Origin of the sequence: Faecalibacterium sp. DFI.5.82 (assembly GCF_029076575.1) — a bacterium.
Taxonomy (GTDB): Bacteria; Bacillota; Clostridia; order Oscillospirales; family Ruminococcaceae; genus Faecalibacterium; species Faecalibacterium duncaniae.
The window spans coordinates 45529-60971 of sequence record NZ_JARFIS010000013.1; the positions used below are offsets into that span (position 1 = coordinate 45529).

At 56.2% G+C, this 15443-nt stretch carries 15 protein-coding genes and 1 tRNA gene; 8 read left to right on the forward strand and 8 right to left on the reverse strand.

Translation table 11 applies throughout. The features are described 5' to 3' along the window. Window positions 1-123: 123 nt before the first annotated feature. A complete protein-coding gene (locus P0G09_RS14000; protein ID WP_097773256.1) occupies window positions 124-492 on the reverse strand; it encodes a RidA family protein in 369 nt (122 codons plus the stop codon). Between the two features lie 190 nt (window positions 493-682). On the opposite strand from P0G09_RS14000, the gene P0G09_RS14005 reads away from it, so the two are divergent. From P0G09_RS14005 to P0G09_RS14035, 7 genes are all read left to right on the forward strand, one after another. Then, on the forward strand, window positions 683-2443 hold the full coding sequence (locus P0G09_RS14005) for a tyrosine-protein phosphatase (protein ID WP_275252960.1): 1761 nt from the start codon (window positions 683-685) through the stop codon (window positions 2441-2443). 330 nt (window positions 2444-2773) lie between these two features. After that, entirely contained in the window at window positions 2774-4345 is a 1572-nt protein-coding gene (gene rny, locus P0G09_RS14010) for a ribonuclease Y (RefSeq protein WP_005934875.1), read from the forward strand. A gap of 532 nt (window positions 4346-4877) precedes the next feature. Continuing rightward, window positions 4878-6584: an ABC transporter substrate-binding protein gene (locus P0G09_RS14015; RefSeq protein ID WP_215665946.1), complete on the forward strand. Its 1707-nt coding sequence runs from the start codon at window positions 4878-4880 to the stop codon at window positions 6582-6584. Window positions 6585-6718: 134 nt separating this feature from the next. Then, window positions 6719-7654 carry an ABC transporter permease gene (locus P0G09_RS14020; RefSeq protein ID WP_097771287.1) on the forward strand — a complete coding sequence of 312 codons (936 nt, stop codon included), beginning with the start codon at window positions 6719-6721 and terminating at the stop codon, window positions 7652-7654. A 1-nt stretch (window position 7655) separates the two neighbouring features. Continuing rightward, window positions 7656-8759, forward strand: a complete 1104-nt coding sequence (locus tag P0G09_RS14025; RefSeq protein ID WP_275252961.1) for an ABC transporter permease — start codon at window positions 7656-7658, stop codon at window positions 8757-8759. 13 nt (window positions 8760-8772) lie between these two features. Next, on the forward strand, window positions 8773-9870 hold the full coding sequence (locus tag P0G09_RS14030; RefSeq protein WP_097771285.1) for an ABC transporter ATP-binding protein: 1098 nt from the start codon (window positions 8773-8775) through the stop codon (window positions 9868-9870). Next, window positions 9871-10803, forward strand: coding sequence for an ATP-binding cassette domain-containing protein (locus tag P0G09_RS14035; RefSeq protein WP_098924261.1), 933 nt, complete (start codon window positions 9871-9873; stop codon window positions 10801-10803). 81 nt (window positions 10804-10884) lie between these two features. Here the strand turns inward: P0G09_RS14035 and P0G09_RS14040 are convergent, their stop codons facing one another. The 7 genes from P0G09_RS14040 to P0G09_RS14070 all read right to left on the reverse strand — a co-directional run bounded on the left by P0G09_RS14040 (window position 10885) and on the right by P0G09_RS14070 (window position 14615). After that, entirely contained in the window at window positions 10885-11376 is a 492-nt protein-coding gene (locus P0G09_RS14040) for a GNAT family N-acetyltransferase (protein ID WP_117533665.1), read from the reverse strand. Between the two features lie 74 nt (window positions 11377-11450). Continuing rightward, window positions 11451-12053, reverse strand: coding sequence for a Type 1 glutamine amidotransferase-like domain-containing protein (locus P0G09_RS14045; protein ID WP_275252962.1), 603 nt, complete (start codon window positions 12051-12053; stop codon window positions 11451-11453). A gap of 243 nt (window positions 12054-12296) precedes the next feature. Next, window positions 12297-12764 carry a hypothetical protein gene (locus tag P0G09_RS14050; protein WP_275252963.1) on the reverse strand — a complete coding sequence of 156 codons (468 nt, stop codon included), beginning with the start codon at window positions 12762-12764 and terminating at the stop codon, window positions 12297-12299. 146 nt (window positions 12765-12910) lie between these two features. Then, window positions 12911-13156, reverse strand: coding sequence for a hypothetical protein (locus P0G09_RS14055; protein WP_227622370.1), 246 nt, complete (start codon window positions 13154-13156; stop codon window positions 12911-12913). Between the two features lie 14 nt (window positions 13157-13170). Continuing rightward, window positions 13171-13692: a hypothetical protein gene (locus P0G09_RS14060; protein ID WP_217210019.1), complete on the reverse strand. Its 522-nt coding sequence runs from the start codon at window positions 13690-13692 to the stop codon at window positions 13171-13173. A gap of 200 nt (window positions 13693-13892) precedes the next feature. Then, window positions 13893-14420: a GNAT family N-acetyltransferase gene (locus P0G09_RS14065; RefSeq protein WP_128118605.1), complete on the reverse strand. Its 528-nt coding sequence runs from the start codon at window positions 14418-14420 to the stop codon at window positions 13893-13895. Between the two features lie 119 nt (window positions 14421-14539). Then, window positions 14540-14615: transfer RNA gene (locus P0G09_RS14070), tRNA-Val, on the reverse strand. A gap of 223 nt (window positions 14616-14838) precedes the next feature. Between P0G09_RS14070 and ruvC the strand changes: the two genes are divergently transcribed. Next, window positions 14839-15351: a crossover junction endodeoxyribonuclease RuvC gene (gene ruvC / locus P0G09_RS14075; protein WP_005934868.1), complete on the forward strand. Its 513-nt coding sequence runs from the start codon at window positions 14839-14841 to the stop codon at window positions 15349-15351. Window positions 15352-15443 lie beyond the last annotated feature (92 nt).

A 15443-nucleotide genomic window follows, 5' to 3' on the forward strand; every position in this document is an offset into this window, starting at 1 on the left:
CTCTTTCCGTTCTCCGCCGCCGAGTTGCGGCACCGGAACGGCTTTCCCTTTAATACAGTAAATTATGGCACAATTTCAGAGCGTTGTAAAGGGGAGAACGCAAAGCCGGTGCGATTCGGGAGCTTACGCCTCTGCCACGGCCTCGATCTCGCACAGGACACCCTTGGGCAGATCCTTGACGGCAACGCAGCTGCGGGCGGGCTTGGAGGTAAAATACTTTGCGTAGACCTCGTTGAAGGCGGCAAAGTCGGCGATATCGGCCAGGAAGCAGGTGGTCTTGATGACCTTGTCGTAGCCGGAACCGGCGGCTTCCAGGATCGCACCCACGTTCTTGCAGCTCTGCTCGGTCTGGGCGGCGATGCCTTCGGGCACAGTGCCGTCTGCGGGGTTCACAGGGATCTGGCCGGAGGTGTAGACAAAACCGCCTGCGATGAAGCCCTGGGAGTAGGGGCCGATCGCGCCGGGAGCCTTTTCAGTAGCGATGACTTTCATGGAAAATACCTTCTTTCTGTGTGTTTGATGGAGCTTCTCTCCTCGGGGAGAAAAATTCTGCTGCTTGAAGTCTACACCATGCGGCGGGATGTGTCAATCCGGGAGGGACTTTTTGCCCATGCGGCCTTTACAAGCGGGCAAAAAGGCGGTATCCTTAATCTATTGATACACCACCCTTCAGGAGGAACCCATGGATATCCGCCAGCTGCACTATTTTCTGGTTTTGTGCGAAGAAATGAACTACACCCGCGCGTCACAGCGGCTGTTTCTGTCGCGGCAGGCCCTGAGGCAGAGCATCACGGCGCTGGAAGCCGAGCTCTGCGGCCCGCTGTTCGTCAGCGCCCACCACAAGCTCTCGCTCACCGAGCGGGGGCTGAGTTTGCAGCGCCATGCGGCCCCGGTGGTGGAGCAGTTCCAGCAGATGCAGGCGGCCCTCCATGCGGAGATCCAGTCGGCCCAGCCGGTGCGCATCGGCATCAGTGTCTCGCTGGTGCCGGACTACCTGCCCGGGCTGGAAACCCAGCTGGACAAGTTCCGCCAGCAGTACCCCCACATTGAGATGCGGTTCCGCCTGCTGGAAAACGATGCCGTGGCCGATGGTGTGGAGCAGGGCGAGCTGGACGCGGGCCTTGTGATGGATCTGGGCACGGCGGCTCCGGTGCTGGCCCGCACCACCCTGCGGGCCGACCCGGCCTGCCTGCTGGTGCCGCGCGGCCATCCCTTCTGGGAGAAGGAGCGGGTGCCGCTTTCGGCCCTGCGGGGCCAGCGGGTGCTGCTGCCCAGCCTGCGGCAGGATCTGTTCAGCCCCCTGTGGGATGCCTGCGCCCGGGAGGGGTTTGCACCCAACGCGGAGATCGGCCCCAGCTTCTATCAGGCGTACTATCTGGTCCAGGAGCAGCTCTGTACCTGCCTGACCCGCTACGAGCCGGGGGCACGGCGGGAGCTGGACCGGGTACGGGACGTGCTGCTGGAAGATCTGCCGCCCCTCTGCGTCTCAATGGTGCAGCGGCGGGACCACAACTCGGCCTATCTTGACCTGCTGCGGGGCTACCTGATGGAGGTCATCGGGGGAGCGGCATCCCTGCCGCCCCGGCGGGGCCGCCCGGCAAAGCCCTTCTACAACTTCCCGGTGCTGTCCAGCGCCGCCCCCAAGGCGGCACCGCAGCACCCGGCTCCGGGCACCCAGCTACCCTTTGCGGGCGGAAACAACTTCCGGGAGCTGGGCGGCTACGAGGCCGATGAGGGCAAGCATGTCAAGTGGGGGCAGATCTACCGCGGCATTCCCACCGGGCTGCTGACCGGGGCGGCTGACCGTAAGCTGCTGGACAGCCTGGGCCTGCGGCTCATCCTTGACCTGCGCAGCGAGTCCGAGGCAGTGAAGCAGCCTGACTATGTGCCCGATGGCGCGCGGCTGGTGCGCATCTGCGGGCTTTGCCACCCGGACGGAAGCGAGATCTCCTTCTCTCCCGGGGACATTGAAAAGCTGCTCAAAGGCAAGAAGGATGAGGAGCATAACCTCGCCGATGCCATGTATGAGCAGATGCTCTTCCGCAATAAGGCCTACAAGGAGCTGTTCCGGGCGCTGGAGGCGGGCGAAACGCCGATCCTGTTCCACTGCTCCGGCGGGAAAGACCGCACCGGCGTGGCGGCCATGCTCATTCTGCTGGCGCTGGGCGCTTCCGATGAAACGATCTGTCAGGATTTTGTACGGACCAATGTCTGCCGCCGCCCGGAGCTGGAAAAGATCTGGGCCGCCCATGCCGAGGAGATCGAGGCACATCCCGAACAGAAGCAGTTCTATCAGGGCATTGCCGGTGTCCACCCGGAGTCTGCCCCCTTTGTGTTGGACACCATCCGCAAAGAGTACGGCACCACCGATGCCTATCTTGAAGCCGAATACGGCCTGACCCCCGCCCGTCTGATGCGGCTGCGGCGGATGTATCTGGAATAATGGCTGTTTTTTTAGAAAATTCCTTTCACTTTACTTGACATTGTACCAAATGTTTCGTAATATAAGAAGTAGTATGGAATCCATGACGCTGCGTGCAGGGATCTTCCGCAACCAAAGTTCAATGGGGCTTCATCTGCCCGTTTTTATATGAAAACCTTGTAGATAAAAAAGCTGCATCAGGCCGCAGGGGCAAACATGCCCTTTTTGTGCGGTGCTGTTGTCTGTTTTGTTGTTGAGAGCTTGATTTTGTATTGTTGACCCACGCCTTGCGCGGCAGCGTCTCCAGATTTTAGTTGTTTTTGAACTTTAATTGTAAGGAGAGTGAACACGATGTCCCCGATCATTCTGTTGATCGTGGTCGTGGTTGCTGCTGTTGCTGCCGGTGCGGGTTATTTTATTGGTTACAACAACCGTAAAAAGACCGCCGAGGCACAGATCGGCAGCGCAGAAGCCGAGGCTACCCGCCTGGTGAACGAAGCAATCAAGACCGCTGACCAAAAACGAAAAGAAGCTGTTCTGGAAGCCAAGGACGAGGCTTTCCGCCTGAAAGCCGAGGTGGATGCCCAGAAGGCAGAGGCCGACAAGGAGATCAAGCAGCGCCGTGCTGAGATCAGCCGCCAGGAGAACCGCATTGACCAGAAGGAAAATGCGCTGGACCGCAAGACCGAAGCCCTGGAAAAGAAGGAAGAAGAGCTCAAGAAAAAGCACGAGGAGGCCGACAGCCGTCTGGCTGAGGTGGATGCCATCCGTGCCAAGGAGATGGAGCGCCTGGAGACCCTGGCGGGCCTGAGCCAGGAGGATGCCCGCGAAGTGCTGCTGCACAAGGTGGACGAGGAGCTCACCCACGAGAAGGCTGTCCGTGTGGCTGCCTACGAGACCGATCTGAAGGAAAACTGCGATAACATCGCCCGCAACATGATCGGTCAGGCCATCAGCCGCTGCGCCGCTGACCACTGCAGCGAGACCACCGTCAGCGTGGTGCCCCTGCCCAGCGACGAGATGAAGGGCCGTATCATCGGCCGTGAGGGCCGCAACATCCGCGCGCTGGAAACTGCCACCGGCGTGGATCTTATCATCGACGATACCCCGGAGGCCATCACCCTGTCCTCCTTTGACCAGACCCGCCGCGAGGTTGCCCGCATGACGCTGGAGCGCCTGATCGGTGATGGCCGCATCCACCCCGCCCGCATTGAGGAGACGGTGGAGAAGTGCCGCCACGACCTTGAGCTGCAGATGAAGCGGGAGGGCGAGCGCGCCGTGATGGAACTTGGCATCCACGGCCTGCACCCCGACCTCATCAAGCTCATCGGCCGCCTGAAGTACCGCACCAGCTTTGGCCAGAACGCGCTGACCCACAGCATGGAGGTGGCCTGGCTGGCCGGTCTGCTGGCAGGCGAGATGGGCGTGAACGTCACGCTGGCTCGCCGTGCCGGTCTGCTGCATGATATCGGCAAGGCCCTTGACCACGAGATCGAGGGCAGCCATGTCCAGATCGGTGTGGATATCTGCCGCAAGTACAAGGAAAACACCCAGATCATCCATGCCATTGAGGCCCACCACGGCGATGTGGAGCCCAAGACCCCGCTGGCCTTTATCATCCAGGCCTGCGATGCCATCAGCGCCGCACGTCCCGGTGCCCGCCGCGAGAACGTGGAGAGCTATGTCAAGCGTCTGGAAAATCTGGAGGAGATCTCTTCCAGCTTTGAGGGCGTGGAGCAGGCCTTTGCCGTTCAGGCCGGCCGCGAAGTCCGCATCATGGTCAAGCCTGATGTCATCAGCGATGATCAGGTCATCCTGCTGGCCCGCCAGATCGCCAAGAAGATCGAGGATACCCTCGATTATCCCGGCCAGATCAAGGTCAACGTCATCCGCGAGAGCCGCGCCATCGAGTACGCGAAGTAAGATCAGGACCAAGAGGAGCCCGTTGTGTTCGTACAGCGGGCTCCTTTTTTGTCTGTGAGTCTCTCGGGCGCGTCGTGTCAGATCTCCGGGCAGGGGTGCAGGTTTATGAGACCGCCTATCCTGCTTTTCCTGCTGGGAGAGGTGTTATTGCGAAGCAATGACAAAGAGGACTGCTATGGACTGAAGCAATTTCAACTCTTAATAAAATGAAGTGAACGAAGTTGAATGTACTCCATAGAAATACAATCAACGACTTTAATGCAAGAACTGTCTTTGCATAAAATACAGTACAGGAGAAAAACTATACAAAAATTAGTTTCCATTTTCAGCGGGATGTTGGACAAAGGGGAGAAATGGGCCTTTTTGGAGGACAAATTCCCGAAAACCCCTTTTCAACGGCGGGGAACAGCGGTATAATGCGACCATGGCACAAGGGTGTGCAGAAGCTCCAGAGGGGGAGCAGAGCCCCTTGTGCATTTTCAGAAATTGATGCTTTATCAGTGTAGAGCATTAAAGAGAGGGGAAAACATATATGAAATTCGATCGTCGTATTTCGCGCCGCAGCTTCCTGGCAGCTGCCGGTGTCACCTCTGCCGCGCTGGCTCTGACAGCCTGCGGCGGCTCTTCCAGCTCCACGGCTGCATCTTCTGCAGCCAGCGGCGCTTCCTCTGCTGCGGCTGGCACCGCACAGGGCGGCACCCTGAACATCATGCTGGAGACCGAGGTCCAGTCTCTGGACCCGCAGGTAGCCACCGACGGCACCTCCTTTGAGGTCATCGCGGATTACACCGATGGCCTGATGCAGATGGATGCTGACGGTGCAGCAGTTCCCGCCATGGCGGAGACTTATGACATCAGCGAGGACGGCAAGACCTACACCTTCCACCTGCGCGATGCAAAGTGGTCCAACGGTGAGGCCGTGACCGCCGCTGACTTTGTGTTCGGCTGGCAGCGCGCCGTAGACCCCGCCACCGCTTCCGAGTATTCCTACATGCTGTCCGACATTGGTCAGGTGGTCAACGCCGCTGAGATCATTGCCGGTGAAAAGCCCGTTACCGACCTGGGCGTGACCGCAGTGGATGACAAGACCCTGGAGGTGCAGCTGAACGTTCCTGTCAGCTACTTCCTGAGCCTGATGTACTTCCCCACCTTCTACCCGGTGAACGAGGCCTTCTACAACACCTGCGCTGACACCTTTGGCACCAGCCCCGAAACGGTGCTGTCCAACGGCGCGTTCGTGCTGACCGATTATCAGCCCGCCGCCACCGCCTTTGCGATGGAAAAGAACCCCGATTACTATGATGCGGATAAGATCGCTCTGGATGGTCTGGCCTATCAGGTCATCAAGGACAGCCAGCAGGCTTTGATGAGCTATCAGACCGGCACGCTGGATATCACCCTGCTGAACGGTGAGCAGGTCGATCAGGTCAAGGATGATCCCGAGTTTACCAGCGTGGGTGCCGGTTATCTGTGGTACATCAGCCCCAACATCGACGCTGTGCCTGATCTGGCAAACCTGAACCTGCGCAAGGCCATGACCTTTGCGCTGGATCGTGATGCCATTACCGGCGATGTGCTGAAGGATGGCTCCACCCCCGCATACACCGCTGTTCCCGCACAGTTTGCAACCGGCCCCGACGGCAGCGATTTCAGCGCCGACCAGACCAAGTTTGCAGATGACTGCGCTTATGACCCCGAGAAGGCCAAGGAGTTCTTTGAGACCGCCAAGGCTGAGCTGGGTAAGGATACCTTCACCTTTGATATGGTGGTGGATGCTGACGATGCACCCCAGAAGGTGGCTCAGGTCGTCAAGGAGCAGCTGGAGACCACGCTGGAGGGCCTGACCATCAACCTGACCGTGGAGCCCAAGAAGCAGCGCGTGCAGGATATGCAGGACGGCACCTTTGAGCTGGGCCTGACCCGCTGGGGCCCCGACTACGCCGACCCCATGACCTATTTGGGCATGTGGGTGACCGGCAACTCCAACAACTACGGTCTGTGGAGCGATGCCGACTACGATGCCGTCATTGACGAGTGCACCACCGGTGATCTGTGCACCGACCCCGAGGGCCGCTGGGCTGCCCTGTACGAGGCAGAGCAGATCGTTCTGGAGCAGGCGGTCATCTTCCCCCTGTACGGCCAGTGCAACGCCGAGATGATCTCCTCTGCCGTCAAGGGTGTCGAGCATCACCCCTGCGCTCTGAACCGTGTGTACAAGAACACCACCAAGAGCGAGTAAACAACTGAATCGCTGAACAAGGCCGCACAGTGGCCCGCAAAGAGCCACTGTGCGCCTTTTTGGCATTGTGCCTGTCCGCGGCAGACGAACGACTGACCGCGAGATCCCGGAAGGAAAAAGGGGGTCCACCCGACGTGAAAAAATATACGCTCAAGCGAATCCTGACCTCGCTGTTCACACTGCTGGCAATTTTGCTGGTGCTGTTTATCCTGATGCAGCTGATGCCCGGTTCGCCCTTCAATGATGAAAAGCTGACGCCCGATATGCGGGCTGCCCTGTACGCAAAGTACGGCCTGGATCAGCCCATCTACATCCAGTTCTTCCGCTATGTGGGCAATATGCTCCGGGGAGATCTTGGCGTGAGCTATAACATCTCCAAAAATACACCCATCTCCCAGCTCATCCAGAGCCGCCTGCCCATCTCCATTCAGGTGGGCGGCATGGCTGTGACGCTGGGTGCCGCTGTGGGCCTGGTGCTGGGCATCATTGCCGCACTCAAGCGGGATACCATTTTTGATACCATCGCCACCATCATCTCGGTCATCGGCGTGTCGGTGCCTTCCTATGTGTTCGCACTGGCCCTGAGCTATGCCTTTGGCTTCAAGCTCCGCTGGTTCCCAATGTTGTTCTCCGCCAAGGATGTCTTTGGCTCCAGCGTCCTGCCCAGCATCTCGCTTTCCATGTTCACCATGGCCTCCATTGCCCGCTTTACCCGCAGTGAGATGATCGAAGTCCTTGATTCCGATTACATGCTGCTGGCCGAGAGCAAGGGCATCTCCGGCCCGGCGCTGATCTTCCGCCATGCCCTGCGCAATGCCCTCATCCCCATCATCACGGTGCTGGCACCCCTGATCGTGGATCTGATGACCGGTTCGCTGGTGGTGGAAAAGATCTTTGCCATTCCCGGCGTGGGCAGCCTGCTGGTCACGGCCATCCAGTCCAACGATTACAACGTGGTCATTGGCCTGAGCTTTATTTACAGCGCCATGTACATTGGCATCATGCTGGTCGTTGACCTGCTCTACGGCATCATCGATCCGCGCATTCGTCTGGCAAAGGGGGATGACTGATATGGCAGAAAAAGCGATCCGCCTGGGTGGCGAATCCACAGCGGATGCCATCGTCAGCGCGGTGGATTCCCTGTATCCCGAGCACACCTTTGAGGACAAGGAGTTTGCCCTCAAGCACAACGACGATGAGATCAGCGTAGATACCAACTTTGCGGCCCAGAGCTTCTGGAAGGATGCCATCCTCCGCTTCTTCGGCAAGAGGAGCGCCGTGCTGGGCCTGATCCTGATCGTCGTCATCGTGCTGCTGGCCGTTTTTGGCCCGGGCATGAACAGCTATACCTACTCCGGCCAGGATCTGAGCCAGAAGAACTTTGCTCCCCGTGTGCCGGGCATCGAGCGCCTCGGCATCCTGGACGGCAGCGAGAAGATGAGCACCACCACCGGCAGCAAGAGCGTCAACGCCTATGTGGAAAAGGGCAAGGACGATGTCTACTACTGGTTCGGCAGTGACCTGTACGGCCGCGACATCTGGACCCGCACCTGGGAGGGTGCCCGTGTCTCCCTGATCATCGCGGTGGCCGCTGCTGTCATCGATATGGTCATCGGCATGAGCTATGGCCTGATTTCCGGCTACTTTGGCGGCAGGGTGGATATGGTGATGCAGCGCTTCCTTGAGGTGGCCAACGGCATTCCCCGTCTGGTCATCGTTACGCTGCTGCTGCTGGTGCTGCAGCCCGGCATGGTCACCATCATCTTTGCCCTGATGCTGACCGAGTGGGTGGGCATGAGCCGCATCGCCCGCGCCGAGATGCTCAAGCTGAAGGATCAGGAATTCGTGCTGGCCTCCCGCACGCTGGGTGCAGGCAGCTTCTTCATCATCTTCAAGGAAGTGCTGCCCAACATCATCGGACCCATCATCACGCAGGTCATGTTCAGCATCCCCACCGCCATCTTTACCGAAGCATTCCTGTCCTTTGTGGGTCTGGGCATCCCGGTGCCCCAGTGTTCGCTGGGTTCTTTGATCAGTGAGCTGTACAACAGCTTCACCACCCACCCCTATCAGATCATTCCGCCCATTGTGGTGATGAGCCTGCTGATGCTCAGCTTCAATCTGGTGGCCGATGGTCTGCGCGAGGCCCTGGACCCCAAGATGAAGAGTATGTAAGGAGGAACACCCCATGCCTGAGAACAAAAAAGAACAGGTCTTGTCGGTGCGAGACCTTGATATCACTTTTAAGACCACCGCAGGCCCGGTGCACGCCATCCGGGGCGTGAACATCGACCTGTACAAGGGCGAGACCGTTGCGCTGGTGGGCGAGTCCGGCTCCGGCAAGTCCGTGACCATGAAGGCCGCCATGGGCATTCTGGCCAAGAACGCCACCGTGAACAGCGGCTCCATCCAGTTCAGCTACCACCATGCAGACGGCTCTCCCGAGACGGTGGACCTGCTGCAGAAGGACAAAAAGTGGATCCGCCGCCACATCAATGGAAAGCGCATCGCCATGGTGTTCCAGGACCCCATGACCAGCCTTGACCCCACCATGACCATTGGCAAGCAGATCATGGAGGGAATGCTCTGGCACTTCAAGATGCCCAAGGCCGAGGCCTACAAAAAGGCACTGGAGCTGCTGGAAGAGGTGGGCATCACCGATGCGGAAAAGCGGATGAAGAATTACCCCCATCAGCTGTCCGGCGGTATGCGCCAGCGCGTGGTCATTGCCATTGCCCTGTCCTGCGACCCCGACCTGCTCATCTGCGATGAGCCCACCACGGCACTGGACGTGACGATCCAGGCCAAGATCCTGGAGCTGATCCGCAGCATCCAGAAGGAGCGCGGCATCTCGGTCATCTACATCACCCACGACCTGGGCGTTGTGGCAAAGGTGGCCGACTATGTGGATGTCATGTACGCGGGCAAGATCGTGGAGACCGGCACCATTGATGAGATCTTCTACGACCCCAAGCATCCCTACACCTGGGGCCTGCTGTCGGCCATGCCCGATCTGGACACCGCCGATGACCGTCTGTACACCATCCCGGGCTCTCCGCCGAACCTGCTGCATGAGAAGCCGGGCGATGCCTTTGCACCCCGCAACCGCTTTGCCCTGCACATCGATGATGAAGTCGATCCCCCCATGTTCAAGATCAGCGAGACCCACTATGCGGCCACCTGGCTGCTGGACCCCCGGGCCCCCAAGGTGGAAATGCCGCCGGAGCTGGCCCAGCGCATCAGCCGCATGAAAGCGGATGCAGAAAAGATCAAGGAGGCGGAATAAATGGCTGCACAGAGCGCGACCCCGCTTCTGAAAGTAGAGGGCCTGAAACAGTATTTCAAGGTGAACAAGAACTTCACCGTTAAGGCTGTGGACGACGTGAGCTTTGAGATCTACCCCGGCGAGACCTATGGTCTGGTGGGCGAATCCGGCTCCGGCAAGTCCACCATCGGCCGGAGCATCATCCGGCTGTACGACCCCACCGCAGGCAAGATCACCTTTGACGGGCAGGACATCAGCGGACACCTGAGCCACGCACAGAACAACACCCTGCGCACCCAGATGCAGATGATCTTCCAGGACCCCATGGCCAGCCTGAACCCCCGCAAAAAGGTGGAGGACATCATCGGCGAGGGACTGGACATCCACCACATGTACAAGACCCCGGCGGAGCGCCGGGAGAAGGTGGAGAAAATTCTGGCCAAGGTGGGCCTTGCCCCGGAGCACGCCGAGCGCTATCCCCATCAGTTCTCGGGCGGCCAGCGCCAGCGTGTGGGCATCGCCCGCGCCCTGATCATGAACCCCAAGCTCATCATCGCCGACGAGTGCATCTCGGCACTGGATGTGTCCATTCAGGCGCAGGTGGTCAACCTGATGAAGGATATCCAGCAGGAGACCGGCACGGCCTACCTCTTCATTGCCCATGACCTTTCCATGGTCAAGTATATCTCTGACCGCATCGGGGTGCTCCATCTGGGCCACCTGCTGGAGACCGGCACCACCGAGGAGATCTTTGAGCATCCCATCCACCCCTACACCCGGAGCCTGCTGTCGGCCATCCCGCTGCCCAACCCTGTTGTGGAAAAGCGCCGCGTGGCCGAGACCTACGATTACGCCGCCTCCGGCATCGATTACAGCCTGGGTACCAGCCACCATGTTGCGGGCAGCCACTACGTCAAGTGCACAGACGCAGAGTTTGCCCAGTGGTGCAGGTAGACCATATCCTCCCAGCAAATGCAAAGCGCCCCCGCTCACCGGTGTTTCCGGCAGGCGGGGGCGCTGTTTTTTGTAGGATGTTCAGAAGGTCAGCCGCATCTGGTACCACACCACGCCGCCGTGGGTGGAACCGGAAACGCCTTCGCTGACAAAGCCGAAGCCGGCGTAATAGTGCACGAGCCTGTCCTTGCAGGTGAGCACCAGCCCCCTGCGGCCCTGAGCCTTTGCATCGGCGATGGCCCGGCGGAGCAGCTGCCCGGCCAGGCCCTGCTTCCGGTATTCGGGCAGGGTATTCACCCCAAAGATCATCTGCCACGCCCCATGCGCATCGTGCAGGGAAGCGTCAGCGTACATCTCGTCTGTCAGGTCGGGGGTATCGGTCACAAAGCCGTCCACAAAGGAGACGAGCTTTTCGTCCTCGAACAGCAGCCAGAAGTGGTCGGCGTAATGGGTCAGCCGCCCGGCAAATTCTTCTTTTGTGGCCGCCTCCGCAGCCGGAAAGCAGGCCGCCTCCACGGCGGCAATGGCATCCAGATCTTCAAAGGTGGCAGTACGGATCTTTTGCATAGTCATTCTCCAGAGTTTGATTTGTTGAGCTGAGTATACCACACCATCCCACAAAGCGCCAGCAAAACAAAAAGAACCACTTAGTCTTTGCAAATAACCTTTGAACCTTCACCATCAATTACAATTCCCTGACGGTTGTTAATTGGGCATAGATTCAAATCCGAAAACTCAGTCATTATTTTCTCGGTAACTTTCTTAAATGGTGCTGTAAGATAATGCGGAAGAACATAGAAATCAATCAAATCAAGCCCTGCATCATCTTCTTGTGAGTAGTCCTCCGGCTTTTCATCCATTTGCTCGATATATTGGATGCTTGGAGCGCATATAATCGCACCTGCCGATTCACCAATCATCAGTTTTCCCTTTGCCAATTCTTTCTTCAACAGCTCATCCGTTCCCGTTTTACGGAGCTGGTCTATAAGGAAAAAAGAATTTCCGCCGGTAAAATATATCACATCCGCATCTTCAAAAACAGACTGTATCGTTGAATAAGCATCCGTTGAAATATCAATTTCAGTTACGATTGCTCCCAACTTTTTGAATAATTTTCGAGCCGAGCCGACATAACCGGTGTAGCCTTCACGCAGCGAAGCTGTTGGAATAAATGCGACTTTTTTATTTTCAATTTCTTCCTTTATCAGACTTCCTACACTTGAAAAGTGCGAACATAAAAACAGTTTCATCAATATTCTCCTTTATAAATTCCGCGTTGTTGAACTAAGCTGAGTATACCACACCATCCCGCAAAGCGCCAGCAAAACAAAAAGAACCACCGACCGAAGTCGATGGTTCTTATCCTCGGGTGGAGGATGGTCCATCCGGGACTTCACTTCTCAAGCTCCTGCGAGTTTCCGAAGTGCTCTTGTTGGGGTATGCCTGCTCCAAACCCTGCCAGGAACGAGTACGGCAAACTGGAATTGTTACACTTAAAAAAGCGGAATTTCACCATCATAGTTTTCTGCTTTTTCCAATAGAGGTCCTTTAGCTCCCATCGTAAACGCGATGTCGCTACTGCGGATAGAGAGCAGCTCCATTCCGGGTCTCACCTTCAAAAAATCCATCATTTTCTTCGTAAGAAGAATTTGCCCCTCCTGTGAAATCTCTACCCAGCAGTAGGAACGCCCCTTGTATTTGATAAATTCGCCAGAACCTGCTGAGTAGTCAAGCAACGGTGGAGTATCGTCCAAAATGTGACCAAGTTTTGACGGATGCAAAAGGCCTTCCCGGGTGACGCAGAAGCCACCGGTAATCTTACTTCCGGTAAAAAGATATACTTTTCCTTCATCTGCAATGTGATATTCTTCCATTGCCTGCGGTGGAATCCGTAATGTTCCATCCGTCCGAATGAGTGATTTCCCGAAAATAAATTTTCCTCCCTTATTCATTTGTGGCATAAAAACACCTCCTGAAATTCCGAGTTGTTGAACTAAGCCGAGTATACCGCACCATCCCGCAAAGCGCCAGCAAAACAAAAAGAACCACCGACCAAAGTCGATGGTTCTTTTCCACGAGTGGAGCATTGTCAGCAGCAGTCGAACCTTTAGGCAGGCATATCGTTGCTGCGGTCAGAGCGCTTCAAACCGAGAAACGGAGGCACTTCGGAACGCTTCAGCCCTTGCTCGTGTGCTTTTTTCAGTTGATATTCGTGCAGGGCAATGCTGTCCAGCAGATCACGCTGATTTTGGGAAGCTGCATAGTAATCAACGCCGAACCGTTTGCAGACTGCGCCGAGTTGGTCAAGCATTTCAATAGCAGTAGGGGACATTCGTTTGACTTCAATATCCATGGGAGCACCACCTTTCAGGAAAGATACGTATTAAAGAGCGAAAGCGCCGCATTGTCGGCAAGCATCAGCATAATCGGCCCGCCGGACTGTTTGGCAAAGACCCGGATCGCGCCAAAATCCCGGATATAATGTTTTGCAAGTTCATCCGTCTTAGCTTCAAAAGTGACGACGCCGTTTTTACCGGAATCAATAGAAAGCTGGATGCCGAACGCGATCATCATACGCCCGATGCCCAGATATTTTTTCTGAATGGTCAGCGTCGGGTTGCTCTCCGGGTGGCTTTCGATGTACTCAATATAAACGAACATGCTGGATTCTGTTTCGCGGTAAGCACCCAATGCTACGATTTCGCCGTTTTCGGTTTTAGCCGTGTACTTTTCCAGTGCGGGGTCACCGATGAACTCACTTGTCCAGTCGGTCTGCCAGCTTTCTTTGGTTGCAGCAAGGTCAGCGGGAGTTGACTTGTCAACCTCAATCGGAATCCTATTGCCCGTATCGGATGCTGTGACAAAATATTGCAAAGTCATAATGCCCACCTTCTTTCAGTTTTATTATAACGAAAGAACGATAGACTTTCAAGAAAGAAAATCGCAAAGAGAGTGAAAGTGTGAGAGCAAGAACCGTCCCGTGGCCACAAATTTTCAATTGTTGAAAACTCTTGCTCCCTTTGGAACAGCTTCTTGTTGGGGCGTGCGGTGCCCCAAACCCTGCTTCTGAGGTTGCGATAAACCAGGAGTTATCGAACCGCACTTGTGATTTCTTCTAATGTGTCCTGGCGAAGCCACTTTCCAAATACTTGAGAATTCTTTGACGGCAGATAACCCAAATTCGTATATCCCAGCTTCTTCAAAAGGCTCATACTTGGAATGTTCTCTCTTTCAGTAAAACAGATAAAATCCCACTGAGGATAGTGCTTGTGTAAATACTCAATTAAAGAGGACAAGGCTTCATAGGCGTAACCGCTTCGGTGAACTTTATAAGAAAATGTGTACCCTAAAGAAATTGTGCCCTCGTTAGGCATAACGACGATTTCGCCAATCATGACATCCGTTTCTCTTAATGCAACACTAATCATAGTCGGCGATGCGATATTCAGGGCATTGTCTTTATTACGCTCGATCAAAGCAACAATATCCTTATAATCTTTCGTCTGGCCTCGTTGATATTTCGAGCATCGCTCGTTATTTCGATAATCAACCATCTGAATCGCATCTTTAGGACTTACATTTCTTAGTCTGAGCCGATTTGTTTCTAAAAAGGTCATCTTCTCATCCTTTCACATTCCGGCTTATAGGCCGAGTAGCCCTTTCTCAAAACCTCCTGTAAACAAAAAACGTACCCGAACCCTTTCTCATAGAGAATCGGGTTCGGGTACGAACTGTATGGTGGACGGTACAGGACTCGAACCTGTGACCTCCTGCACGTCAAGCAGATGCTCTACCAGCTGAGCTAACCGTCCATATTCTGTTTGTGCCGCAATCAGCTTGATTATGATATCATACCGCCGGGCAAAAAGCAAGCCCTTTTTTGAAAATTCTGCAAACTTTTTGATGCCTGGTTTGCCGGGAATGGAAAATCAGCCGCCCAGCGCACATTTTGTAAACCGCCCCAAGGCGTTTCCGTTGCCCTGAACGCCGGTTTGTGGTATAATACATTGATTATAATAGGAAAGGTATCGCAGAATGAGAGTTTTGGGCATCGACCCGGGTTACGCCATTGTGGGCTGGGGCGTTTTGGACTATGCGGGCAACCGGTTTGCACCGGTGGATTTCGGGGCTGTGTGCACCGATGCCGGGGTGCCGTTTGAGCAGCGGCTGGACGAGGTCTACACCGGTATCCGGGAGGTCATTGAGCGGACACAGCCCGAGGTGCTTGCCATCGAAAAGCTGTTCTACCAGCACAACCAGACCACCGTGATCGGCGTGGCTGAGGCCCGCGGGGTCATCCTGCTGGCGGCAGCGCAGGCGGGCATCCCTATCTACGAGTACACCCCCATGCAGGTGAAACAGGCCGTTACCGGCTACGGCAAGGCCGTGAAAAAGCAGGTGCAGGAGATGACCCGCATCCTGCTGCATCTGCCTGCTGTGCCCAAGCCCGATGATACCGCCGATGCACTGGCCATGGCTATCACCTTTTGCCATACCAACGGCAACCAGCTGAACCGCTTTGCAAGAAGGGGCGTTGGGCCGATTTAGTTGTTGTTATTCGTGTATAAGGGAAGGCTTCCCTTTGTACAACCTCTCAGTCTCACTTTGTTCGACAGCTGCCCTAGCAGGGGAGCCTCTGG

What these genes read in the sequence shown, in the direction of transcription:
- P0G09_RS14000 (WP_097773256.1), bottom strand. Translation starts at nt 492, where the DNA reads ATGAAAGTCATCGCTACTGAAAAGGCTCCCGGCGCGATCGGCCCCTAC.
- P0G09_RS14005 (WP_275252960.1), top strand. Translation starts at nt 683, where the DNA reads ATGGATATCCGCCAGCTGCACTATTTTCTGGTTTTGTGCGAAGAAATG.
- rny (WP_005934875.1), top strand. Translation starts at nt 2,774, where the DNA reads ATGTCCCCGATCATTCTGTTGATCGTGGTCGTGGTTGCTGCTGTTGCT.
- P0G09_RS14015 (WP_215665946.1), top strand. Translation starts at nt 4,878, where the DNA reads ATGAAATTCGATCGTCGTATTTCGCGCCGCAGCTTCCTGGCAGCTGCC.
- P0G09_RS14025 (WP_275252961.1), top strand. Translation starts at nt 7,656, where the DNA reads ATGGCAGAAAAAGCGATCCGCCTGGGTGGCGAATCCACAGCGGATGCC.
- P0G09_RS14030 (WP_097771285.1), top strand. Translation starts at nt 8,773, where the DNA reads ATGCCTGAGAACAAAAAAGAACAGGTCTTGTCGGTGCGAGACCTTGAT.
- P0G09_RS14035 (WP_098924261.1), top strand. Translation starts at nt 9,871, where the DNA reads ATGGCTGCACAGAGCGCGACCCCGCTTCTGAAAGTAGAGGGCCTGAAA.
- P0G09_RS14040 (WP_117533665.1), bottom strand. Translation starts at nt 11,376, where the DNA reads ATGACTATGCAAAAGATCCGTACTGCCACCTTTGAAGATCTGGATGCC.
- P0G09_RS14045 (WP_275252962.1), bottom strand. Translation starts at nt 12,053, where the DNA reads ATGAAACTGTTTTTATGTTCGCACTTTTCAAGTGTAGGAAGTCTGATA.
- P0G09_RS14050 (WP_275252963.1), bottom strand. Translation starts at nt 12,764, where the DNA reads ATGCCACAAATGAATAAGGGAGGAAAATTTATTTTCGGGAAATCACTC.
- P0G09_RS14055 (WP_227622370.1), bottom strand. Translation starts at nt 13,156, where the DNA reads ATGGATATTGAAGTCAAACGAATGTCCCCTACTGCTATTGAAATGCTT.
- P0G09_RS14065 (WP_128118605.1), bottom strand. Translation starts at nt 14,420, where the DNA reads ATGACCTTTTTAGAAACAAATCGGCTCAGACTAAGAAATGTAAGTCCT.
- ruvC (WP_005934868.1), top strand. Translation starts at nt 14,839, where the DNA reads ATGAGAGTTTTGGGCATCGACCCGGGTTACGCCATTGTGGGCTGGGGC.